The following is a 23,162-nucleotide window of genomic DNA, read 5'->3' as shown; positions in this document are numbered from 1 at the left end:
TCCGTGAAAGGTTGGGGACGCCGCAGGATGCCCTGCGACGGCACGATCAGGAAATGCGCGCCAGTGCGGCATCAAGGCGCACGCGTTCCGCACGGAATGCAGCCAGGCGTTCGCGGTTTTCTTCCACCACTTCGGGCTTGGCGCGGGCGACAAAGTCCGCATTGCCAAGCTTGCGTTCGACTTTGGTGATTTCCCCATCGACCTTGCCGCATTCCTTTTCCAGGCGCTGGCGTTCCTGCGACAGGTCGATAATCCCCGCAAGAGGCAGGATCAGTGTGGCTTCATCCACCACCAATTGCGCCGCACCCTGCGGCATGTCGCCTTCCAACGGCAGGACTTCGGACACGCGGGCCATACGGCCGATCGCCTCGGACCATTTTTCAGCGCGCGCCACTGTTTGTGCCGAGGCATCGCGCAGCAATACGGGGGCAAGGCGTGACGGCGGCACGTTCATTTCCGCGCGCACGGTACGGATTTCGGTAATGAAACGGACCAGCCATTCCATTTCCGCCCCGGCCTGCGCCGCATCGGTCACGGTATCGGGCTTTGGCCACGCGGCCTGCATCAGGCTGCCTTGTGCGCCATAGCCAAAGCGGTGCCAGAGTTCATCGGTGATGAACGGCATGACCGGTTGCAGCAGGCGCAGGATCAGGCCCAGCACATGCGCGGTGACGGCACGGGTTTCTGTCGCCTCTGCCGTGTCGCCTTCCGTGTTGAAGACAGGTTTGGCGAATTCAAGGAACCAGTCGCAAAAACAGTTCCAGACAAAGCGGTAGCATACGCCGGCATATTCATCGAAACGGAAGGATTCCAACGCCGCCGTGGCATCCGTGATCGCGCGCCCTGCCTCTGCCAGCAGCCAGCGGCCCAGTGGTGAGGTAACGGTGGCGGGATTGAAACCGGCCACCGGGGCGACGCGGTTCATTTCGCAAAAACGTGCGGCGTTCCACAGCTTGGTGGTAAAGGAACGGTATTCCTCCACCTTCTTGCGGCCCAGCTTCACATCACGGCCCAGACCCGTCAGGGCACAGATCGTAAAGCGCATGGCATCCGCGCCATAGGTGTCGATCATCTCCAGCGGGTCGATGCCGTTCCCCTTGCTTTTTGACATCTTTTGCCCGCGTTCATCACGGACCAGCCCGTGGATGAACACCTTGCGGAACGGCACGTCCTTCATGAAATGCAGGCCCATCATCATCATCCGGGCAACCCAGAAGAAGATGATGTCAAATCCCGTGACCAGTACGTCCGTCGGGTAATAACGCGCCAGTTCGGGTGTCTGGTCCGGCCATCCAAGGGTGGAGAACGGCCACAGCGCAGAGGAGAACCACGTGTCAAGCACGTCGTCATCGCGTGTCAGGACCTCATCACGGCCATAATGCGCGCGGGCCTGGGTTGTGGCATCGGCCTCGTCATGGGCGACGAACACGTGTCCATCCGGGCCATACCATGCCGGGATGCGATGGCCCCACCACAACTGGCGGCTGATGCACCAGGGCTGGATGTCGCGCATCCATGCAAAGAAGGTGTTTTCCCACTGCCGCGGCACGAATTCGACACGCCCTGTCTCCACCGCCTCGATCGCGGGGGCGGCAAGGGTGGCTGCATCGCAGTACCATTGCGTCGTCAGCCGGGGTTCAACCACTGCGCCACTGCGTTCGGCATGGGGAACCTGGTTTGTGTGTGGCTCGATCTTCTCCAGCCATTCCAGCCGTTCAAGCTCGGCGACGATGGCCTTGCGTGCCTCGTCGCGCGGCATGCCCTGCAACGTGCGGACAAAGGCCGGATCGGCGATGCCCGCTTCGGCGCGCAGTTCGTCGCTGATTTCCTCCAGCGTGATGCGCGCGTCCGCGTCCAGCACGCTGGGCATGTCGAGGTTATGGCGACGTCCGACCTCGAAATCGTTGAAATCATGCGCAGGCGTGATCTTCACTGCGCCGCTGCCCTTTTCGGGGTCGGAATGCTCATCCGCCACGATACGGATGCGCCGTCCCGTCAGCGGCAGGATTACCGATTGCCCCACAAGGTCGGCATAGCGGGCATCATCCGGATGGACCGCCACCGCCATGTCGCCCAGCATGGTTTCGGGCCGGGTGGTTGCCACCGTGATGGTGCGGCCGGGCTGCCCCTCCACAGGATAGCGGATGTACCACAGGCTGCCGCGCATTTCCTTGTTATCGACCTCAAGGTCGGAAATGGCGGACCGGAATGCCGGGTCCCAGTTGACAAGGCGCCGGTCGCGATAGATCAGCCCCTCGCGGTACAGGGTTACGAACACTTCGCGCACGGCCTTCGACAGCCCCTCATCCATCGTGAAACGCTCACGCGGCCAGTCAAGGGAGGAGCCAAGGCGACGCAACTGCGTGGTGATGCCGCCGCCAGACTGCGCTTTCCAGTCCCACACGCGTTTTTCGAAAGCCTCACGCCCCAGTTCCTGCCGCGACGTGCCTTCCTTTTGCAGCATGCGTTCAACCACAAGTTGGGTCGCGATGCCTGCATGGTCGGTGCCGGGCTGCCACAATACGTCGCGTCCCTGCATGCGGCGCCAGCGGATCAGCGTATCTTGCAACGTCATCGTCAGGGCATGCCCGACATGCAGCGTGCCCGTGACGTTGGGGGGGGGGATCATGATGGTATAGGGGCGGTGCGGACTGTCTGGATCGGCGGCGAATGCTCCGCATCCCTCCCATAATGCGTAAAGGGAGGTTTCTGTCTCGCCGGGGGAGAAAGACTTATCGAGCATTGCTAAAAACCAGATCCACCTAAATCAGACGCAGGGCGCACGACATGTCCGCCGCACGCAGATATACCCCAATCCGCCACGAAAGAAACGGCGCAAGATGTCCCGGTGATCAAGGGGCGATCAAGGTATGATGACGCGACGTGCCAGAAACCTGCTGTCATATGGCTCGATTGCACTGTGGCGTGGGGGTGAGGGGAGGCTTGGAAACAGCGCGATTGATAAGGAACTGCAAAAATCTGGGATGTTGATTTTTTAGAGACTGTTTGAAAGTCAGGATCGATAATACACTGAAATTATAAAGGTTTTTGGTGAAGCTTTTTCTAAAAAGCTTCAGAAGACGCCGCCTTTTTCGATCGAAAGGCGGCACCCAGAAACTGTTCTTGTTTTTTATTAATGACTTGTTTTCAAACAATCTCTTGGAAAATATAATATTTTCGAATGATTTTTAAAAAATCGTTGCCAGAAGATTTCATTGTCCCGATGGATTGCTTGCCCGGGCTTTTAACCTGCCCCCAGCGCTGGCCCGGACACCCATCAGCCTGTTCTTACTCTTTGGGAAGCAGGATTTCACGGCAGGGCGTCTTGATATGGGAGTGCAGGTTGTCAGAAGCTGTTGATGCAGAGTCTTCTTTCAACAAGGGCATCCCGCCATTCAGCGTCCCGGTTCCTTGACAGCATAATCGCTGATGCCCCACAGCCGGTCATGTACGGCCTTGTAATATGCTTTTTCGTTATAGAGCGGCACATCCAGGTTCAGGTCGCGCGCCGTCAGCCGCCCGATCGCCGCGACCTCCTGATAGGAGGCCTGCACGAGGCTGCCGAGACTCATGACAAGGGCGACCTGTGCCTGCAACAGGGTTTCCTGCTGCTGCAGGACCGCAAGCGTCGTGCCAGTGCCCACAATGGCCTGCCGCTCCACCCCGGCAAGGGCGGAGACATTGGCGGAAATCGCCTCGCGGTTGCTGGTGATGGCCGCGCGGTTTGCAAGGATGCGCTGCCAGCTTGCCTGTGCAAGCTGTATGGCGCTGCGGCGCTGGACTTCCACCGCGCGGTGGGCCTGAATGACCTGCTGCTTTGCGGCGCGCACGGCCGCATATTCGCTCCCCCCCTGATAAATCGGGACCGAGGCGGAAATGAGCGCCATTTTGTTATCGTAGTTGGAGCGTCCTTCCTCCTGATTGATGTCGTGGGCGTAGCTGGCCTGCGCACTGATGGAGGGGAGGAGGGCCGCGAAGGCAACGCCCACCGCGTCCTTGCGCGCGGCTTCGTCAAACAGGGCGGCAATGACGTTTGGGTTGTTTTCCACCGCGCGTGTGGTCGCATCCTGTTCCGACTGTACCGGCAGGACAAGTGGCTGTGGCGGTTGCAGGTCGTCCGGGGCCTCGGCCCCCACCACCTGCTGGTAGGTTGCGCGTGCCGCCTCCAGCGTGCCTTCGGCCTGCTGGCGTGTGGCCCGTGCGGCGGACAGCGCGGCAAGCGCCTGCGCCACATCGGTATGTGTGATTTCGCCCCCACGGGCGCGTAGCTCTGTGGTGTGGAGCTGTTCTTGATACACTTTTTCGTTATTTATATCGATTTCAAGGATCTGCTGATCCTCGATCACGCCGACATAGGCGTTGACGACATCTGTAAAGACCTGCTGTTCGGTCAGGATCAGGCGTGCGCGTTCAGCCATCACGTCATGTACGGCCCGGTGGGTGGAGGCCGTGGTGCGTCCGCCGGTATAGATGGGTTCGCTGATATTCACCCCTGCGCCATAGCCGGGCAGGTCATAACGGCGGCTATAACCGTTTCCGCCGCTTTCGGGCGCCATCATCATGTTGCCGCTGTAATAGCTCATGTTGGCGGTGCCGGTAATCGTCGGTCGCCATCCGCCCAGGGCGGCGGGAACCTGCTCATCCGTCGCGCGCAGGGTGGCGCGTTCCCTGCGCAGGACTGGATTGCTCAGATACGCGCTGGCCAGTGCCTCCTGAAGGGTGTGGGGAACCGCGACAGGCGCCGATGATGGCGGGGGGATGGGCCTGCGTGCCAGTGCGGTGCCCGCATGCAGGCTGGCGGCAAACCCGATTCCCGCGACCCAGTATCCCTTCATGTAATATCCCCAGCGTCCGGCCCATGACGCAGGCGTGCCTGCCTGCGTGGCAGACACTATCTTCAGGATATTGCAGTCAGGTTAACCACCTCCGGCAATGGGTGCGATATCGGGTGCAGCATTGTATTCAGGCATAGGCCTCGAACGAAAATGCGGGGGCAGGGGCCAGTTCCGGCAACAGCGGCACATTCGCGTCGAATATCGTGGATGTTGCGCTGCCATCCTTTGTGGGGGTCACGATGCATACCGATGCCACCCCGCCTTCGGGCCAGACAGGGGCGACGATCCGTCCATCGGGTGCGCATTGCGCAACGATGACCTGAGGGATGGCGCGGACCGCACCGTCGATCAGGATGAGGTCATATGGTGCATCACCCGCCAGCCCGGCCGACAGGGGGCCGATATGCCATGACACATCAGGTGCGAACGTCCGGCACAGGGATTGGCCGATGGCAGCAAGGGTCTTATCGGATTCTACCGCATCGATCCGCAGTCCCTCCTGCATTGTGCAGGTCAGCGCGACGAGGTAGCCCGTCCCCGCAGCCACCACCAGCACACGTTCGCCTTCACGCGGGGCGGCGGTCTGTAACATGCGTGCGATCACGCGTGGCTCCGTCAGGGCCCGTCCATCCGGCAGCGGCAGCGACTGGTCCGCATATGCGAATTCCCGCAGGGATTCGGGGGCGGCAAGTTCGCGCGGCACGCGGCGCATGGCGGCGATGACGCGTGGGTCGTTCACCTGCGCGGGCCGGATCTGCGCATCGACCATGCGCTGGCGTGCGGCCTCGTAATCAAGGGGGGGATGTTCGATAACGTGCTGGTTCATGGCCTTCCCTTCCATCGGCTCCCTGCAGGCAGGGACGGCGATCCGTGCAATCGCGACGGGTGCGTAATTTTTATTTCCCGCATATCCTGTTCTATTCCCGCTTTTCATGTCTGCCTAGCAGGTGGCCCGCACACAACGGCTTGACCTGCGACGCGATAAAGGAGATATAGCCCTTGTCCCGGTAAGGTCCGGTGGCAGAGTGGTGATGCAGCGGACTGCAAATCCGTGAATGTGGGTTCGATTCCCGCCCGGACCTCCAATCCTTCCATGACAGGGAAGGACCGTTGTTGACATATTCCCCGAAAAACAGCCGTTTTTATCGCATAACTTTGGACATGCGATGACATGGGGAGTCACTGAATGATGCAGCTTATGGGGGTATCCGTGGGGGTATCGTCAAAAGGGCGGGGGTATCAATGCTGACGGACGCTGCCGTCAGGCGTGCCAAGCCCCAGGAAAAGCCGTACAAGATACCCGGCTCGGGTGGTTTGCATGTTCTGGTCAAGCCAAATGGCTCACGCCTGTAGCGACTGAAATATCGCTTTGGCGGCAAAGAGAAACTGCTTTCGATCGGCGCATATCCCGAGGTTTCGCTATCCGGTGCCCGCAAGGCGCGGGATAGCGCGAAGGAGGAATTACGCGCAGGACGGGATCCGTCACTGACAAAAAAGCAGCGTCGCGCCGAGGCCGCCTGTACCAAAAACCATCTCCGATCGGTTGGAGAGGCATGGTTGAAAATCAAAAAACCGGTCTGGAGCGAGGTTCATTCGCAAAATGTTGAATATACGCTCCAGCGGTTCATCTGGCCGAAACTGGGCAATATCCCCGTGACCGACATCAGCCCGCCCATGGTGCTGGAGGTTATAGTAAGGAATCGGCAGGATAGGGTCACGGGACACTGCGCAGCGCGTCCGGCAGCGACTATCGGCGATTTTCATTTACCCAAGATGGCAAAACCGGAGATCGAATGGCCGGTAGAGACATTCAGTGACAGCGGCCTGCCAGTTTGGGTTTTCGGCCAGTTTTTTCCGTTGGGGTGCTAACTGCCAATCGCGATTATCACGCAAAGCCCAGCGAGCTTTGATCTCGGTGTCCGGCAGCGAGGCATCGCGAAGCGCGGTTATCTGTGGCATCAAGCCACAGGAAATGAGGAAGTATGTCTGGATCGAATCGTCCTTATAATCCGTCCCACACTCCGTCGCCGTCAGAAACACCACGGGCTCCCAGCGCAATTAAGATGTCGCTTCAAGGACGCGGTTTTATTGAACGTCATGAGGAGCAAAGGGGCGTCAGCAATCGTTTGCACTGGCCGGGCGGGGCGTCGGGGGTAACGCTCGGGCCTGGCTATGACATGCGCGATCGTTCCCGGGCTGAGATTGAGCAGAAATTGCGGGCTATCGGCATCAACTCTAGTCTGGCGTCGCGTGTGGCGGCGGGGAGCGGTCTGCGTGGCGAAGCGGCCAGGCGCTTCGCCCAGGATAACAGAAATCTCGTCGATCTGTCAGACCTTCAGCAGAGACGCCTTTTACAGGTCAATCTACCGAGCTATGAGGCGATCGTTCGTCGGGGCATCCATGTCTACCTGACACAAAATGAGTTCAATGCCCTCGTGTCGTTCGTCTATAATCCAGGAAGAGGTTGGCCGGGTGTCCGTGCTGCTATCAACAGCGGCGACAAGCTCAAGGCTGTCAGGATAATTGAGGAGCAGGTACGCTCGAAAGGCAAGGTCTTGCGCGGTCTGGTCCGGAGACGACACGATGAGGCCATGCTTCTGCTGAGAGGACGATATTGATAATCCGCGTTATCCTGAGCCTGATTTGCGTCGTTTGTATCGGCGGGGTTGCCCTCGCGGGTACCAAGCCGGAGTCTTTGGAGGAACTGACCTACAATCTCAATACGATGTTCAACGAAGAACTCGATGGAAAAGCGTTTTTTAATGGGCGCCTGATCGTGCGCGTCGAACGTGTTTCGACCTGTGTGTCAGCGGTCTGGACCCGCAGCGGCGATGTCGGATCGCCGTTGCGGCGCGACCTGCTGGAATGGAACAAAATGTTCGATGGCGATCCTCGGATCGAGGCTCAGTTTTACTATTTGACGTTCGTCTATACTGACCATCGAAGCGACGATGTTGTATCCATGCCTCTTACGGCGGATCCGGATCATTTCGAAGATTCGGCGGGTGTCTACCTCCCAGCGTGCCAACCGAAACGGCATGATCGCAAGTGAGTATCTCTACGCCGGGTGACCCGGCCGGAAACATAACGCTCTGCGGGTCTGCCAGAGCAGACCCCATTCAGATGGGATCATCTGAATGGGTGAAGATTCTTGCAAAAACCGATGAAACAGCGGCTTTCTGCTGAACTAGAGCATGTCCACTTTATTCCGGCTCATATCCAGCGGCTGTAAAGAAGTTGGCGCATTCATCAGGAGTAAAAGCATCCAGGACGGATCCGGCGGCGTCCCACAGGACCTCCATGTGCCCTGAAAAGCATATGGTTATCGTGAAAATATCAAGATGAGGACATGACCCCGTCACAGCGGGGCTGATCCTTTTCCCAATTCCCAAATGTGTCGATACCCTGCTTTCCTTGTTACACAAGGGATGCCTGAATCTGCTTGCCTGTGACAGGTCTGCGCAGCAGAAAATATTCCTGGATTTGTTTTTTTGGCTACTTGGAAAAACGGGACCAGAAACCCGCTTGAATCATAAAAGCCTTGAAGGAAACTGCCTTTCTGGGAAAATCTGGCATCACAAACTTTATGGATTCCTGTCCGTTATTTTTGCCAAACAGCGTTCAATAAAGCCGCAGTTCTTGAGGGTTTTTAAGGCAGGCTCCCTGCTCCCTGCTCCCGGATCAGGCCGCGCCATTGCCACGGTCGCGGTCGTCAAGGAAAAGCTGGTCCGCTTCCTCATCAAAATCAAACAGTTCGGCGTATCGTGCCCACCCGATCAGGGTCTGTAGCGTCTGCTTGGCATAATCGGGGGACATGCCGTCTTCCAGCTCATCGCGGAAACGTTCGGCGCTGGCGCGGTGGTTGGGGCGTTCATCCAGGACCGATCGGATGGAACGCACCATCGGAATGTTACGCAGCAGGCTGTGCGACAGGATCTGCTTGCGCTCGTCATGCTCGCTCTGGACAAAGCGCATGCCCTGTGGCGTCAACAGGATGTCCCCATCCTCCAGTTCGGCAAAGCCCAGAAGCTGGAGTGACTCGCCAAGCGGGAACAGGTCGTCGAGTTCCAGTTGCAGCCGGCTGGCAAGCAGCGGCAGGTCGGCACGCCCGTCAAGCGGGTCTGCCGCCAGCGTTTCCATCATGCCGACCATGGTGTTGATCGCAAGGCGGGGCAGGGCGATGGCTTCGATCGGCGGGGGGGTATTGGCCATTCCCGCTTCGGTCAGGTCTGCTTCGGAAACGACTGGCGCACGGCGGGTCATCAGGGCATAGATCCGGTCCACGAACTGCCGGAAGGCCGCATCCTCGCGATTGCGGGGGTGATCGAACGGGACGCTGAGTTCATGCGCCACCCGCCCGGGGTTGGAGGAGAAGATCAGGATGCGGTCGCACATCAGGACCGCTTCTTCGATATTGTGTGTCACCAGCAGGATCGACTTGATCGGCAGCTTGTGTTCGGACCATAGCTCCACAAGGTCGGTGCGCAGGTTTTCCGCAGTCAGCACGTCAAGCGCGGAAAAGGCCTCATCCATCAGCAGCAGGTCGGGATGCACCACCAGCGCACGTGCCAATCCCACGCGCTGGCGCATACCGCCAGACAGTTCCTTGGGATAGGCATTTTCGTAACCGCCCAGACCGATCAGGTCGATCGCACGTTCGGCCAGGTCGGCGCGTTCGGCTGCGGGAACGCCCTTTGCCTCCAGCCCCAGTTCGACATTCTTCTGTACCGTCAGCCATGGGAACAGTGCGAATGACTGAAACACCATGGCGATGCCGGCGGCGGGGCCGGTCAGCTTTTTGCCTTTCCAGACCACCTCGCCCGATGTCGGTGTCAGCAATCCGGCGATAATGCGTAAAAGTGTCGATTTGCCTGATCCCGAACGACCCAGCAGCCCCACGATCTCCCCCGAATGCAGGGTCAGGTTCACATTGTCCAGCACGACCAGGTCGGTGGCGCTTTCCTTGTGATAGGCCTGCTTGCAGTCGACGACCCGGACCAGGGTCTCACTTTCGGGAGGGACATGCGGGGAGGGTGGTGCGGAAGGCATCTGGTGCTTTCAGTTGAAGGTGAAGTGGCGCGCGGCGTAATTGGCCAGCGGACGCCACACCGCACGGTTGAACAGCAGGACGAACAGGGACATGACCACCATTCCCAATCCCACGCGGTCGGTCGCGCCGTCGATCGTCGCCTGCGCGATATAGGCGCCAAGGCCCTGCGCGCGCAAAGTGGTGGAGCCCCAGCTTGCCATTTCCGTGGCGATGGCGGCATTCCATGCCCCGCCCGATGCGGTGATCGCCCCGGTGATGAAAAACGGCACGATACCGGGCAACATGACGCGCATCCACCATAACGTGCCGCGTACCTGGAAATTGCGCGCGGCCTCCAGCAGGTCTGTGGGATAGGACGATGCCCCGGCCACGATGTTGAACAGGATGTACCACTGCGTGCCCAGCAGCATCAGCGGTGTCAGCCAGATATTGCTGTTGAGGTGGAAGCGCACGATGAACAGCACAAACAGCGGAAAGAACAGGTTGGCGGGAAAGGCGGCCATGAACTGCGCCACGAACTGCGCCCGGCGCGCCCGGCGGGCGTCAAGGCCCAGCCAGATGCCCACCGGCACCCATATCAGCGACGCCACCAGCAGCGTCACCAGCACACGCAGCAACGTAAGGCCACCCAGCCCCATGACCTGGAACACCTGTGATGCGGTGAAATGCCCGGCGGCATAGGTCAGTACTTTTCCCCCAAGGACAAGGGTGCAGCCGCCAAGGCACGCCCACCATGCGATATCGAGCATACGGCCCGACATATGTGATGGCGTAACGTCGGAGGGCGCGCGCCCGATGCGTAACCAGCCGATGAAGGTCAGCGCCCGTCCCAGTGCGTCGCTGGCGCGGCGCAGCAGGGACGTCCGGCGCAGCAGCGCCAGCACCCACGGGTCGGGTGCGGCCTCGCCCTGCGTGTCCTCGATGCTGAAGCGTGCTGACCACGCGACAAGTGGGCGGAAAAGCAACTGGTCATAGGCAAGGATGACCGCCAGCATGGTTACGATGGCATACAGGATCGCCAGCAGGTCGCGATGCGCGATGGCGGTGCCGACATACGACCCGATGCCTGGCAGGGCGATGTCGGTATTGCCCACGGTGATTGTCTCGGAATAGACGACCATGAACCACCCGCCGGACATGGAAATCATGGCGTTCCACACCAGCGAGGGAATGGCGAACGGAACCTCCAGCCGCCAGAAGCGCTGCCACGCCGTCAACCCGAAGCCGCGGGCGGCTTCTTCAAGGTCGGCAGGCACGGTGCGCAGCGACTGGTACATGCTGAAGGCCATGTTCCATGCCTGACTGGTGAAGATCGTAAAGATCGCGGCCAGTTCGGCCCCCATCATCCGGCCGGGAAAAAGCCCAAGGAAAAAGACCACGGTAAAGGTCAGGAACCCAAGGATCGGCACGGATTGCAGGATATCGAGCACCGGGACAAGGATCTGTCCCGCGCGACGGCTTTTCGCCGCCCATACGGCATAGGTAAAGGTAAAGACCACCGACGCCAGCAGGGCGGCGAACATCCGAAATGTCGTGCGCAGGGCATAGCCCGGCAGCCATGACGGATCGAGGTGGATGGCCTGCGCCGTGGCGGGCGACAGCGGCACCAGCATGTGCCGCCCCACCGTGGCCAGCGCCACGGCGAAACCCATCAGGATAACAAGCCCGACCAGGTCGAACAGGTTGGGCCGGACCCTCAGGCCGTGGGTGGGAAGGGGCGGTTCGTTCACCCTGTCGTCCCCGGTATCGCGCCCGCCGTCACGCCCGTATCCGTGCCCGTGCTGCCAAAGCCACCCGCACCGCGCGCGGTATCGTCCAGTGTCTCGCACTCTTCCCACATGCCGCGCACGACCGGGGCCAGCACGGCCTGTGCGATGCGCATGCCACGTTCGACCACAAAAGGTTCTTCGCCGGTATTGAGCATGATGATGCCGATCTCGCCACGATAATCCTCGTCAATCGTGCCGGGGGAATTGGGCAATGTGATGCCGTGTTTAAGCGCAAGCCCCGAACGCGGGCGGATCTGGAGTTCGTATCCCGCCGGCAGCGCAATGCACAGGCCCGTGGGCACCAGGGCGCGTCCCCCGGCCCAGATCGTCACGGGGGCGCTGACGGCCGCCACGAGGTCCATCCCCGCCGCCCCCTGTGTCGCATAGGCAGGTAGAGGCAGCCCCACGGCATGCGCAAGGCGGCGGATACGAACGGGCAGGGTGGGGGGGCTCATGCAGGGACTCCATCAGGGGGAAGGTCGGGTGTATCGGTGCCGGGACTGTCGGGTGCGATGTCGAATGCCGCCGTGATCCTGCGCACAAGACCGCACGCCACCGCGTCCTTTGACATCCGGGGCCAGTGTTCAGAACCTGTGGCGGTGATCAACGTCACCTCGTTTTCATTACCCCCCATGATGCCGGTTTGCGCGCGGACATCATTGGCAATGATCCAGTCACATCCCTTACGCTTGCGCTTGGCTACGGCATTGTCGCGCACGTCGTCGGTTTCCGCGGCGAAGCCCACCACCAGGCGCGGACGCGCCGGGCCGGGGCGCGACATGTGGGCCAGGATATCAGGATTGGGTACCAGCGCCAGCGAGGGCGGCGGCGCGCTAGGGGTCTTCTTGATCTTGCTGGTGACGGGGGTGGCGATGCGCCAGTCGGCCACGGCGGCGGTGCAGACAGCGATATCGCACGGCATGGCGGCATCGCAGGCGGCCAGCATCTGCACCGCCGTTTCCACCCGGTGCAGCGTAACACCCGGCGGGGGCGGCAGGATGGTCGGCCCGCTGATCAGCGTGACCGCCGCCCCCGCCTGCGCCAGTGCGTCGGCAATCGCATATCCCTGCCGCCCGGATGAACGGTTGGCGAGGTAGCGCACCGGGTCGATCGGTTCGTGGGTCGGGCCTGCCGTGACCAGCGCGCGCAGGCCATGCAGCGGCCGCAGGGCAGGGCGCGGGACGGGGAAGTGGACGGGGGGCTGGACGGGGCGCAGGGCATCCATGATGGCGTCGGCGATCATGGCCGGTTCGCTCATCCGGCCCGGTCCGGTTTCGTTACAGGCCATCATGCCATCTTCCGGGCCGACGAATGTGACGCCGCGTGCGGCCAGTGTCGCGACATTCGCGCGGGTGGCGGGGTGCAGCCACATGCGGACATTCATCGCGGGCACGGCCATGACGGGTGTGTCTGTCGCCAACAGCACCGCGCCTGCCAGGTCATCGGCAAGGCCGGCGGCCATGCGCGCCAGCATGTCGGCCGTGGCAGGGCATACGACAATCAGGTCGCTGCCCCGTGACAGGGCGATATGCCCCATTTCGTGTTCGTCCGTCAGGGAAAACAGCTCTTCGGACACGCGCTCCCCCGTCAGGGCCTGCAGGCTGAGGGGGGTGACGAAACGTGCGCCCGCACGTGTCAGGATGGTACGCACCCGCACGCCCCGTTCCGTCAGGCGGCGGACCAGTTCCAGCGCCTTGAACGCGGCGATCCCGCCGCACACAATCAGCAGGACGGACGGGCGCGCGTCTTTCATCGGGCCGTCCCCTTCAGATGCGCCAGCCCGAATGGATCGCCGCGATCCCACCCGACAGGTTCTGGTAGGAAACGCGTTCCATCCCGGCCTCGCGCATCATGTCGGCAAGTGTCTCCTGATCGGGGAACATGCGGATGCTTTCGGCAAGGTACTGGTAACTTTCGCGGTCGCCCGCGATGGCCGCCCCCATGCGCGGCAGGACCTGGAATGACCATGCGTCATAGACCGGGGCCAGCGCCGCGACCTGCACGCGTGAGAATTCGAGGCACAGGAACCGCCCGCCGGGCCGCAGCACGCGCCGCGCCTCACGCAGGACCTGCAATTTATCCGTGCAGTTGCGCAGCCCGAACGCGATGGAGACACGATCGACGGAACAGTCCGCGATGGGAATGGCCTCGGCATCGACGGCGACGAAATTCAGGCCGGAGACGAGGCCGCGCGACAGGGCGCGGTCGCGCCCGACCGCCAGCATGCTGACATTGATGTCCGACAGGATCGCAGGGCCCCCGCCCCCACGCAGCCAGCCGAACGAGATGTCGCCCGTTCCCCCCGCCAGGTCGAGCAGGCGCAGGTCCGGGTGTGGGCCAAGTTCGGTGACGAAAATCTTTTTCCATGCCCGATGGATGCCCAGGGACATGACATCATTCATGATGTCATATTTGCCCGCGACACTGTCAAAGACCTCGCGGACCATGGATTTCTTTTCCGTGACCGGGACGTCGCGGAAACCGAAATCAGTCGTGCCAGAGGGCGCGCCGCCTGGTGCTGCGCCAGCGGACGGGGATGGGGCGGATTGGGTGTGGTGGCTATTGTCGCTCATGATCGGGAGATATAACCTTATAATCAGTCATGCCGGAACTCCCTGAAGTAGAAACTGTGATGCGCGGGATGCGATTGCATCTCGAAGGTCACCAGATTGCCACTGCCACTCCCCTGCGCGAGGGGCTGCGCTGGCCATTTCCGCCCGGACTGGGCGACTCGCTGCGCGGGCGGGTGATCGCGCGGTTCGAACGACGGGGGAAATATATCCTCGTCCATCTTGATGATGGTCAGGTGCTGCTGATGCATCTTGGGATGTCAGGGCGTGTTGTGCTGGGCCATGACACGACCGTGCCCGCCGCGCGGCATGAACATCTGGTTATCGTCACGGTGCAGGGCGCGCGCTGCGGGTTGGTGGACCCCCGGCGGTTCGGCATCGTGGACCTGCTGGCGCCCGGGACGGCCATGTCGCACCCGCTGCTTGCGCGCATGGGGCCCGAACCGCTGGGTAACGGGTTCGACGCCGTGGGCCTGGCCCGTGCGGCGCGCGGGCGGCGCAGCCCGATCAAGGCGTTGCTGCTGGATCAGCGTGTTGTCGCAGGGCTGGGCAATATCTATGTGTCCGAAGCACTGTTTCGTGCGGGCGTGCATCCCGAACGCGCGGGGGCAAGCCTTGATGAGGCACAGTGCGCGGCCCTGGTTGCCAGTATCCGCGATGTCCTGACCGAGGCGATCGCCGCGGGCGGGTCGAGTCTGCGTGATTATGTGAAGCCCGATGGGGAACTGGGATATTTTCAGCATGCGTGGCGTGTCTATGGCCGTGAGGGGCAGGGATGTCCCGACTGTCCCGGCCTGCCGCAATGCGCGGGCGTGCAACGTATTGTACAGGCCGGGCGATCGTCATTTTTCTGCCCCCGGCGGCAGGAAACCGCGACGGTGACGCAAGACTTGTCTTGACGGATGGGGAGGGTGTGGACTAGACCGCCATCCTGATATCTGGATGTCCGCAACTATCGGGTGGCGGACCGCCGTAACCTGATTTTTTGCTGAACTGAGAACGATGGCCAATACTGCATCAGCGCGTAAGCGCATTCGTCAGACCGAGCGCCGTAACGCGCGCAACACCGCCCGCATTTCCCGCGTGCGCACCTTCGTCAAGAAGGTGGAGACCGCGATCGAAGCCGGCAAGAAGGAAGACGCGTCCGTCGCCCTGCGCGCGGCGCAGCCCGAACTGCAGCGCGCAGTCGGCAAGGGTGTCATGCACGCCAACACTGTTGCCCGTCGTATTTCGCGCCTGTCCGCGCGTATCAAGGCGCTGGCTGCGGCCTGATCCATTAAATGGATCAATGACGGCCCGCACGAAGAAAGTATTTTTCGTGTAATGATCAGGACTGCATCGTGCCATTTCGGCATGATGTGGTCCTTTTTATTTGTGGATTACTTCTTTTGTGTTGCTGTTTTTGTCGCGGATTCGGTTTTGAACGTCCTTCGGCCAGATTCCCGTTGCTTCCTCCGATTCCCTGCACTAACTTCTGATCATCCTCATCGGTATGCTGCTGGGGCGTCGAGGTATCGGCGCATGGGTTTTCGTGCATTCATGGCGCGGAAAACGCGAACGTGTCCGCAGGCGTTGGGGTGTTGTGTTTAATGTTGAACAGGCATTTCGCGGGCGCGGACTGTCATGTCCCTGAATGGCCGGGAGTGAAGATGACGGGCGGACTGGAAGGATATGACGAGGTTGCCGAAGCGAATGCCCAGAAGAGCATTCTCGACATCCATTGGTCGCGTATCTGCGCCCGCCTCAAGGCCGAGGTCGGGGAGGTGGAATACAACACCTGGCTGAGGCAGATGGGTGTCGGGCCCGTGGACGAGGACGAAATCACCCTGTACCTGCCCACGCGCTTTCTGCGCGACTGGGTCCGGGGGCAGTATGGCGATCGGCTTGGCGCGTTGTGGCATGCGGAAATCCCGGCCATCCGGCGCGTGGAACTGCAGGTCGCCCGTGGCCCGTCGCCCGCAGCGGATGGCGATGCCTCCGCCGCGGAATCCGGTGCCCCTTCCGCCGCAACCCCGCCTGCGATGCCCGTCATGGATGCCGTGGTGGTGGAGGAGCCCCGCACTGCCGAGGTGCGCAGCGACCTCGCCGCCCCGCTTGACCCGCGTTTTACGTTCGATACATTCGTGGTCGGCAAGCCCAATGAATTTGCCTATGCCTGTGCCCGTCGCGTGGCCGAACGCCCGTCGAGCCCCGGCTTCAACCCCCTGTTCCTGTATGGTGGTGTCGGGCTGGGCAAGACGCACCTGATGCATGCGATCGGGTCGGAACTGGTGCGGGAGGGGCGTGTCTCGGTCGCGTATATGTCGGCTGAAAAGTTCATGTACCGCTTCATCGCCGCCATCCGTTCGCAATCGACGATGGAATTCAAGGAGCAGTTGCGTTCAGTCGATGTCCTGATGATTGATGACCTGCAGTTCCTGATTGGCAAGGACAATACGCAGGAAGAATTTTTCCACACCTTCAACGCGCTGGTTGATGCCGGGCGGCAGATCGTGGTGTCGGCGGACAAGTCGCCCTCTGACCTGTCGGGGCTGGAGGATCGCCTGCGCACGCGTCTTGGCTGTGGAATGGTGGCTGATATCCATGCCACCACGTTCGAGCTGCGTATCTCCATCCTGGAGGCGAAGGCCACCGCCTCGGGGGTTGAGGTGCCCGCCAAGGTGCTGGAATTCCTTGCGCATAAGATCACATCCAACGTGCGTGAGCTTGAGGGCGCGCTTAACCGCCTGATTGCGCATGCCAACCTGTTCGGTCGTCCCGTGACGCTGGAGACGACGCAGGATGTGTTGCATGACATCCTCAAGGCGAATAACCGTCGCGTGACGATCGAGGAAATACAGCGCAAGGTTGCCGAACACTGGAATATCCGGCTGACGGACATGTCTTCGGCGCGGCGTTCGACCGTTGTTGCGCGTCCCCGGCAGGTGGCGATGTTCCTGTCAAAGCAGCTGACATCGCGTTCCCTGCCCGAAATCGGGCGCAAGTTCGGCAATCGTGACCATACCACCGTGATCTATGCCGTGCGCCGGGTGATGGAACTGATGGAACAGGACCCCGCCTTTGCAGAGGATGTCGAACTTCTGCGCCGGATGCTCGAAAGCTGATTTTTCGCCTGTCGCCCTCTTTTCGCATGTCTGTCAGGCTGCTAGACTTATTGCCCCCATCACGCCGTCCTGTAACGGGCCGCGCCGTCGGGCAAGGAGGATTTGTTACACATGAAGCTGAAGGCTGATCGCGCGACCCTGCTCAAGGCGCTGCTGCATATTCAGGGCGTGGCTGAGAAGCGTAACACCATCCCCATTCTTGCCAACGTCCTGATTAACGTCACGGACGGGTTGATGACCATGACGGCCACCGACATGGAAATCGCGGTGGTGGAAGGGATCTCGGCGGAGACCCTGCGTGATGGTGCCGTAACCGCGCCAGCGGCCGTGTTGTGCGATATCGTGCGCCGCCTGCCCGATGGGGCGGTGGTCGAACTTGATCAGGCGGGCGGCGATGCGCCGCTTGCGCTGCGGGCGGGGCGGTTCAGCACCAGCCTGAATGTGCTGGACGTGGATGATTTCCCCTCCATGATGGCCGGTGCGCTGCCGCATGATTTCACCATTGCGTCGCAGGCGCTGCGTGGGCTGATTGACCGCAGCCGGTTTGCCATCTCCACGGAGGAGACCCGCTACTACCTCAATGGCATCTATTTCCATGTGGCAGAGACCCCGCAGGGGCCGATGCTGCGCGCCGTGGCGACGGATGGCCATCGCCTTGCCCGCGTGGAAACCGACCTGCCGGACGGGGCGGCTGGCATGCCGGGCGTCATCATCCCGCGCAAGACCGTGAATGAACTGCGCAAGCTGCTTGAGGAAGGGCCGGAGCATATCGGCGTTGCCCTGTCCGACACACGTATCCAGTTCACCGTGGGGAACGTGATCCTGACGTCAAAGCTGATTGATGGGACTTTCCCTGAATATGAGCGTGTGATCCCCACCGGCAATGACAAGGTCCTGCATGTCGGCAAGAAGATATTTTCCGACGCGGTGTCGCGTGTGGCCGCCATCAGCCAGGAACGTTCCCGCCCGGTAAAGCTGGCGGTGACGCAGAATCTGCTGACCCTGTCCGCCGCCAGCCAGGATCAGGGCACTGCGACGGAAGAACTTGACGATACCCATGTCGTGTATGACGCCAGCCCGATCGAAATCGGCTTTCAGGCGCGTTATCTCAACGATATTACGGACCAGATCGAAAAGAACGTCGAATTCGCGTTTTCCGACAGTTCCGCCCCCACCATCGTGCGCGATGTGGACCGTCCTTCGGCATTGTATGTGCTGATGCCGATGCGCGTCTGACCGCGCATCGGGTTTCCGGGCGCGTATGGCCCATCTTTCGCGGCTTGTCCTGACGGATTTCCGCAATTACCGCCATCTGTCATGGACGCCCACGTCACCGGTCACGGTGATCGTGGGCGAAAATGGCAGTGGCAAGACCAACCTTCTTGAATCCGTCTCCCTTCTGCTGCCTGGACGTGGGTTGCGTGGCGCGCGTGTGGCCGACCTGCCGCGTCATGGCGGCACACGTTGGGGCATCGCGGCCCGCATTGACGTGCCCGACGGGGTTGAGGCCGGGATGCGCGACCTTGCTGTGGGGTCTGATCCGGCGCGGCCCGACCGTCGTGTCGTGCGCCTTGATGGGGAGGCATTGCGCAATCGCACCCGTGTTTCCGATTTCCTGTCCGCCGTCTGGCTGACACCACAGATGGATCGCCTGTTTCAGGAAGGGGCGGCGGGGCGTCGCCGTTTCCTGGATCGCCTTGTCCTGGCGATGGAGCCGGGGCATGCGCGCGAACTGGCCGCCCATGACCATGCAATGATGCAGCGCAACCGGCTTTTGCTGTCGGGTGGGGGGGATGGCGCATGGCTGTCCGCGCTGGAGGATGCGATGGCGCGTCATGGCGTTGCCGCCACGGCGGCGCGTGCAGGGCTGGTGGCCCTGCTCAATGGTGATGATGCCGCATTGTGTGACGGGTTTCCCGCAACCGTGCTGACACTGGAAAGCGAAATCGCGCAGCATCTGCGCCACATGCCCGCCCTGGCGGTGGAGGACTGGTTGCGCGAACAGCTTGCGGCCTCCCGGCAGCGCGACCGCGCGCGGGGCAGCGCCTTCCTTGGCGCGCATCGCACCGACCTGCACATGCATGACCGCGCCACGCGACGCGGTGCGGCGCAGTCAAGCACGGGACAGCAAAAGGCAATGCTGGTTGGTGTCGTGCTGTCGCATGCCCGCCTGATCGCGCGGGCGCGTGGGCAGGCGCCGCTGATCCTCCTTGACGAACCGCTGGTGCATCTGGACGAGGTCCGGCGCAATGCGCTGTTCCGCGCCATCGGGCGGCTGGATACGACGGTAATGCTCAGCGGTACGGACGCGGCGCAGTTCGGGCCTTTGCGCGATCAGGCCGCCTTCGTCATGCCCCGTGAAGGCGCTCTGCTCCCGAATCCCTGATTCCCCCGATTTATGAAGGGGAAAGCTTGGTTACAGGGGCGTGTTCGATGTATAACACATGCTCAACGCGTGACCCTGTTGTGGAGCATCTGTCCGGCATGTCTGACCCATCCAATCCCGATCAGAAACACGATGCCGAGGGGGAGGAAATTCCCGTCACAGGTGCGGATTATGATGCGGCTTCCATATCGGTTCTCAAGGGACTGGACGCGGTGCGCAAGCGTCCGGGCATGTATATCGGTGACACCGATGACGGTTCCGGCCTGCACCACATGGCGTTCGAGATCATCGACAATGCAGTGGACGAGGCGCAGGCCGGTTATGCGACCACCTGTATCGTGACGCTTAATGGTGACGGCAGCGTCACCGTGCGAGACAATGGTCGTGGCATTCCCACCGACATGCATCATGAGGAAGGGATCAGCGCGGCGGAAGTTGTCCTGACGAAGCTGCATGCAGGCGGCAAGTTCAACCAGAATTCCTACAAGGTATCAGGGGGCCTGCACGGCGTGGGGGCCGCGGTCGTCAATGCCCTGTCCGAATGGATGGAGGTGCGGATCTGGCGTAACGGGCAGGAACATATGATCCGCTTTCGCGCGGGCGAACGCGATGCGCCGCTCAGCGTGGTGGGGGACAGTGACGAACCGCGTGGCACACAGGTCACGTTCAAGCCGAGTGCCGAGACCTTCGCCATTGTGGAATTCCAGTTTTCCGTGCTGGAGCGCCGGCTGCGCGAACTGGCCTTCCTCAATTCCGGGCTGGCCATCATCCTGCGTGACGAACGCCATACCCCGGTGCGGGAGGAAGCGTTTCATTATGAAGGCGGCCTGAGCGCCTTTGTCGAATGGCTGGACCATGGCAAGACCCCGATTGTGGAACCACCGATTACCGGCAGCCTCCAGAATGATGATAATGGCATCAAGGTCGAATTCGCCCTGACATGGAATGACAGTTTCCATGAAACGATGCTGTGCTTCACCAACAATATTCCGCAGCGCGACGGCGGATCGCATCTTGCGGGTTTCCGCCAGGCCCTGACACGCATCGTTGGCCGCTATGCGGAGGCGAATGCCTCCAAGAAGGATTCCCACGCCCTTGCGGGGGAAGACATGCGCGAGGGCCTGACGGCGGTGCTGTCGGTCAAGGTGCCAGATCCCAAATTCTCGTCACAGACCAAGGACAAGCTGGTGTCGTCGGAGGTGCAGCCCGTTGTGCATGCCGCCGCCGCCGACATGATCTCCCACTGGTTTGAAACCCATCCCAAGGAAGCGCGCCAGATTGTCGCAAAGGTGATGGATGCCGCCGCCGCACGTGAAGCGGCGCGGCGCGCAAGGGAATTGACGCGGCGCAAGGGGGTGCTCGACATCTCCTCTCTTCCGGGGAAGCTTGCCGATTGCCAGGAACGTGACCCTGCCAAATCCGAACTGTTCATCGTGGAGGGAGACTCGGCAGGGGGAACGGCCAAGCAGGGGCGTGACCGGCGTTTCCAGGCGATCCTGCCGCTGAAGGGCAAGATCCTGAATGTGGAGCGCGCGCGCTTTGACCGTATGCTGGGGTCGGCGGAAATCGGCACGCTGATTACCGCGCTGGGCACGGGCATCGGGCGTGGTGATGTGGAGCATGGCGGCTTTTCAATCGAGAAGCTGCGTTACCATCGCATCGTCATCATGACCGACGCCGATGTCGACGGCTCACACATCCGCACGCTGCTGCTGACGTTCTTTTTCCGCCAGATGCCCGAACTGATTGAAAACGGCTATCTCTATATCGCGCAGCCGCCGCTGTACCGCGCCAAGCGTGGTAATGACGAACGGTATCTCAAGGATGATGCGGCGCTGGAGCAATATCTGCTCGACAAGGCGCTGGCGCATGCGACCCTGCGTTACGGCGACGGGCGCGAAGTCACGGGGGAGGCAATCCATACCGATGTTGCCTTTATCCGTGACGTGGCGCGCGCGCTGTCGCGCCTTGCGGTGCGTGCCCCGGTCTGGGTTCTGGAACAGGCGGCGATCGCGGGTGCGCTGTCGGCCAATCCGGCGGCCACGCCCGAACGTGTCATTGCATTGCAATCGCGTCTGGATGCCGTCTCCATGGAATCGGAGCGTGGCTGGAAGGTCGCGGCAAGTGCCGACGGGCTGGAAATGGCGCGTAGCGTGCGTGGCGTGGGCGAGGTCTATCGTCTTGATCCCGCCTCCCTGCGCAGTGCCGAAGTCCGCTGGCTGGCGGAGCATCATGGGCGCATCGCAACCGATTTCGACAGCAAGGTGGAACTGTCCCTCGACAGCCAGACCATAGCGCTTGATGGCCCGGCCTCGGTTTATGAACGTATTATCGCGCAGGGGCGGCGCGGCCTGTCGATCAACCGGTTCAAGGGACTGGGCGAGATGAATGACGCGCAGTTGTGGGAAACCACGCTTGATCCCGCCATGCGCACCCTGCTGCAGGTGCGGGTGGGCGATGTGGAAAACGCGGCGCAGGTGTTCTCTACGCTGATGGGCGATGTGGTTGAACCCCGGCGCGATTTTATCGTGGGGAACGCCCTGAAGGTTGCCAACCTCGACGTCTGATGGGGTGGGTGCGCGTCACGCATCGGGAAATCATGAAAATTGGGGGGGGCCGCCTTTTGCCAGAGGGGTGGCATCTCCGAAGCTTCGTGAAAAAAACTTCGCCAGAGATTTCATGAATTCACGGTGCGAAAGCGACGTGATGGCCTTATTCGGGGATCAGGTCCCGGGCAATGTGCGGGATTTCGGAAATGGAATCCGCGCCCGCCGTTGCCCCGGCCTCCATTTCGGGCATGCCATATCCCCATCGTGCAAAAATGCCGCGAACATGTGCGCCCGTCGCTGCGGCGATGTCGTTACGGTGGTCGCCCACCATGATTGCGCGTTGCGGCACGCCCCCGGCCATGGCGATCGTGTCCAGCAGGTGCCGCGGGTCAGGCTTGCGCACGGCAAAACTGTCGCCACCGCCCACTGCATCGAACCAGGGGGCGAGTTTCATGACCTGCAGGATATGCTGTGCCGCCGCCACCGGTTTGTTGGTGCAGACCGCAAGTTTCCATCCGGCGCCCCTGAGGCTTGATAAAGTGGCGCGGGTGCCGGTGAAGGGATGCGACAGGTCGGTCGAATGTGGGGTATAGTCCGCCATGTAGTGGCTGACGGCCTCGTCAGGGTCGATATCGCGCGCACCGTCGCCCGCATGCGCCAGCAGGCGGCGCACCAGAATGCCGACGCCGTCGCCAATCATGGGGCGCAGAATGTCGGGCGTGATGGGGGGCAGGCCGTAATGGCGCAGCAGGCGACAGGCGCAGGCAGCAAGGTCCGGCAGGCTGTCGATCAGCGTGCCGTCCATGTCGAAAACCGCCAGGCGGGGGGGAAGGGCAGGCATCCGGCACTCCTCGGTGGTAGCAATCGGAAAATCTAAGTGATGGTATCTTGTTCCTCTC

At 61.5% G+C, this 23,162-nt stretch carries 18 protein-coding genes, 1 tRNA gene and 1 pseudogene; 11 read left to right on the top strand and 9 right to left on the bottom strand.

What is annotated here, in order from left to right; translation table 11 throughout:
• Positions 1-46 precede the first annotated feature (46 nt).
• The 3 genes from IFJ82_RS11765 to IFJ82_RS11755 form a co-directional block, all read right to left on the bottom strand.
• Positions 47-2,743 carry a valine--tRNA ligase gene (locus IFJ82_RS11765; protein ID WP_192264702.1) on the bottom strand — a complete coding sequence of 899 codons (2,697 nt, stop codon included), beginning with the start codon at positions 2,741-2,743 and terminating at the stop codon, positions 47-49.
• 652 nt (positions 2,744-3,395) lie between these two features.
• Positions 3,396-4,835, bottom strand: a complete 1,440-nt coding sequence (locus IFJ82_RS11760) for a TolC family outer membrane protein (RefSeq protein WP_040511690.1) — start codon at positions 4,833-4,835, stop codon at positions 3,396-3,398.
• A 127-nt stretch (positions 4,836-4,962) separates the two neighbouring features.
• Positions 4,963-5,661 carry a protein-L-isoaspartate O-methyltransferase family protein gene (locus IFJ82_RS11755; RefSeq protein WP_192264693.1) on the bottom strand — a complete coding sequence of 233 codons (699 nt, stop codon included), beginning with the start codon at positions 5,659-5,661 and terminating at the stop codon, positions 4,963-4,965.
• A 185-nt stretch (positions 5,662-5,846) separates the two neighbouring features.
• On the opposite strand from IFJ82_RS11755, the gene IFJ82_RS11750 reads away from it, so the two are divergent.
• The 5 genes and pseudogenes from IFJ82_RS11750 to IFJ82_RS11735 all read left to right on the top strand — a co-directional run bounded on the left by IFJ82_RS11750 (position 5,847) and on the right by IFJ82_RS11735 (position 7,887).
• A tRNA-Cys gene (locus IFJ82_RS11750) sits at positions 5,847-5,920 on the top strand.
• 271 nt (positions 5,921-6,191) lie between these two features.
• Positions 6,192-6,275: pseudogene (locus IFJ82_RS15945) on the top strand (Arm DNA-binding domain-containing protein); the annotation flags it as partial.
• A gap of 117 nt (positions 6,276-6,392) precedes the next feature.
• Entirely contained in the window at positions 6,393-6,704 is a 312-nt protein-coding gene (locus IFJ82_RS15750) for a phage integrase central domain-containing protein (RefSeq protein ID WP_225578659.1), read from the top strand.
• A 194-nt stretch (positions 6,705-6,898) separates the two neighbouring features.
• Entirely contained in the window at positions 6,899-7,453 is a 555-nt protein-coding gene (locus IFJ82_RS11740) for a glycoside hydrolase family protein (RefSeq protein ID WP_081385106.1), read from the top strand.
• On the top strand, positions 7,450-7,887 hold the full coding sequence (locus IFJ82_RS11735; protein ID WP_225578658.1) for a hypothetical protein: 438 nt from the start codon (positions 7,450-7,452) through the stop codon (positions 7,885-7,887). The genes IFJ82_RS11740 and IFJ82_RS11735 overlap by 4 nt, the downstream gene beginning before the upstream one ends.
• 629 nt (positions 7,888-8,516) lie before the next feature.
• Here the strand turns inward: IFJ82_RS11735 and IFJ82_RS11730 are convergent.
• From IFJ82_RS11730 to IFJ82_RS11710, 5 genes are all read right to left on the bottom strand, one after another.
• Positions 8,517-9,884, bottom strand: a complete 1,368-nt coding sequence (locus IFJ82_RS11730; RefSeq protein WP_003618377.1) for an ABC transporter ATP-binding protein — start codon at positions 9,882-9,884, stop codon at positions 8,517-8,519.
• 9 nt (positions 9,885-9,893) lie between these two features.
• Positions 9,894-11,537, bottom strand: a complete 1,644-nt coding sequence (locus IFJ82_RS11725; protein WP_408901715.1) for an ABC transporter permease — start codon at positions 11,535-11,537, stop codon at positions 9,894-9,896.
• Between the two features lie 74 nt (positions 11,538-11,611).
• Complete coding sequence (gene dut, locus IFJ82_RS11720) at positions 11,612-12,109, bottom strand: dUTP diphosphatase (protein ID WP_075632090.1); 498 nt, start codon at positions 12,107-12,109, stop codon at positions 11,612-11,614.
• Positions 12,106-13,407: a bifunctional phosphopantothenoylcysteine decarboxylase/phosphopantothenate--cysteine ligase CoaBC gene (gene coaBC / locus IFJ82_RS11715; RefSeq protein WP_192264689.1), complete on the bottom strand. Its 1,302-nt coding sequence runs from the start codon at positions 13,405-13,407 to the stop codon at positions 12,106-12,108. The genes dut and coaBC overlap by 4 nt, the downstream gene beginning before the upstream one ends.
• A 13-nt stretch (positions 13,408-13,420) precedes the next feature.
• Positions 13,421-14,227: a class I SAM-dependent methyltransferase gene (locus IFJ82_RS11710; RefSeq protein WP_040510505.1), complete on the bottom strand. Its 807-nt coding sequence runs from the start codon at positions 14,225-14,227 to the stop codon at positions 13,421-13,423.
• A gap of 29 nt (positions 14,228-14,256) precedes the next feature.
• Between IFJ82_RS11710 and mutM the strand changes: the two genes are divergently transcribed.
• The 6 genes from mutM (at position 14,257) to gyrB (ending at position 22,281) form a co-directional block, all read left to right on the top strand.
• Positions 14,257-15,123 carry a bifunctional DNA-formamidopyrimidine glycosylase/DNA-(apurinic or apyrimidinic site) lyase gene (gene mutM, locus IFJ82_RS11705; protein WP_040510507.1) on the top strand — a complete coding sequence of 289 codons (867 nt, stop codon included), beginning with the start codon at positions 14,257-14,259 and terminating at the stop codon, positions 15,121-15,123.
• Positions 15,124-15,226: 103 nt separating this feature from the next.
• Positions 15,227-15,496 carry a 30S ribosomal protein S20 gene (rpsT, locus tag IFJ82_RS11700; RefSeq protein WP_003618383.1) on the top strand — a complete coding sequence of 90 codons (270 nt, stop codon included), beginning with the start codon at positions 15,227-15,229 and terminating at the stop codon, positions 15,494-15,496.
• Positions 15,497-15,873: 377 nt separating this feature from the next.
• Positions 15,874-17,328: a chromosomal replication initiator protein DnaA gene (gene dnaA, locus IFJ82_RS11695; protein ID WP_062808737.1), complete on the top strand. Its 1,455-nt coding sequence runs from the start codon at positions 15,874-15,876 to the stop codon at positions 17,326-17,328.
• Between the two features lie 111 nt (positions 17,329-17,439).
• Positions 17,440-18,564, top strand: a complete 1,125-nt coding sequence (dnaN, locus tag IFJ82_RS11690; protein WP_075624171.1) for a DNA polymerase III subunit beta — start codon at positions 17,440-17,442, stop codon at positions 18,562-18,564.
• A gap of 25 nt (positions 18,565-18,589) precedes the next feature.
• Positions 18,590-19,714 (top strand): DNA replication/repair protein RecF, encoded by a 1,125-nt coding sequence (recF, locus tag IFJ82_RS11685; protein WP_192264687.1) that lies wholly within the window; start codon positions 18,590-18,592, stop codon positions 19,712-19,714.
• Positions 19,715-19,812: 98 nt separating this feature from the next.
• Entirely contained in the window at positions 19,813-22,281 is a 2,469-nt protein-coding gene (gene gyrB / locus IFJ82_RS11680) for a DNA topoisomerase (ATP-hydrolyzing) subunit B (protein ID WP_225578657.1), read from the top strand.
• A gap of 145 nt (positions 22,282-22,426) precedes the next feature.
• Here the strand turns inward: gyrB and IFJ82_RS11675 are convergent, their stop codons facing one another.
• The gene (locus IFJ82_RS11675) at positions 22,427-23,104 is read right to left on the bottom strand and encodes an HAD-IA family hydrolase (RefSeq protein WP_225578656.1); all 678 of its coding nucleotides are present in this window, start codon (positions 23,102-23,104) and stop codon (positions 22,427-22,429) included.
• Positions 23,105-23,162: the final 58 nt, after the last annotated feature.

The organism is Novacetimonas hansenii, assembly GCF_014843995.1.
Taxonomy (GTDB): Bacteria; Pseudomonadota; Alphaproteobacteria; order Acetobacterales; family Acetobacteraceae; genus Novacetimonas; species Novacetimonas hansenii.
The sequence above is the reverse complement of the archived record's forward strand: the minus strand, read 5'-3'. Positions and strand labels throughout refer to the sequence as shown.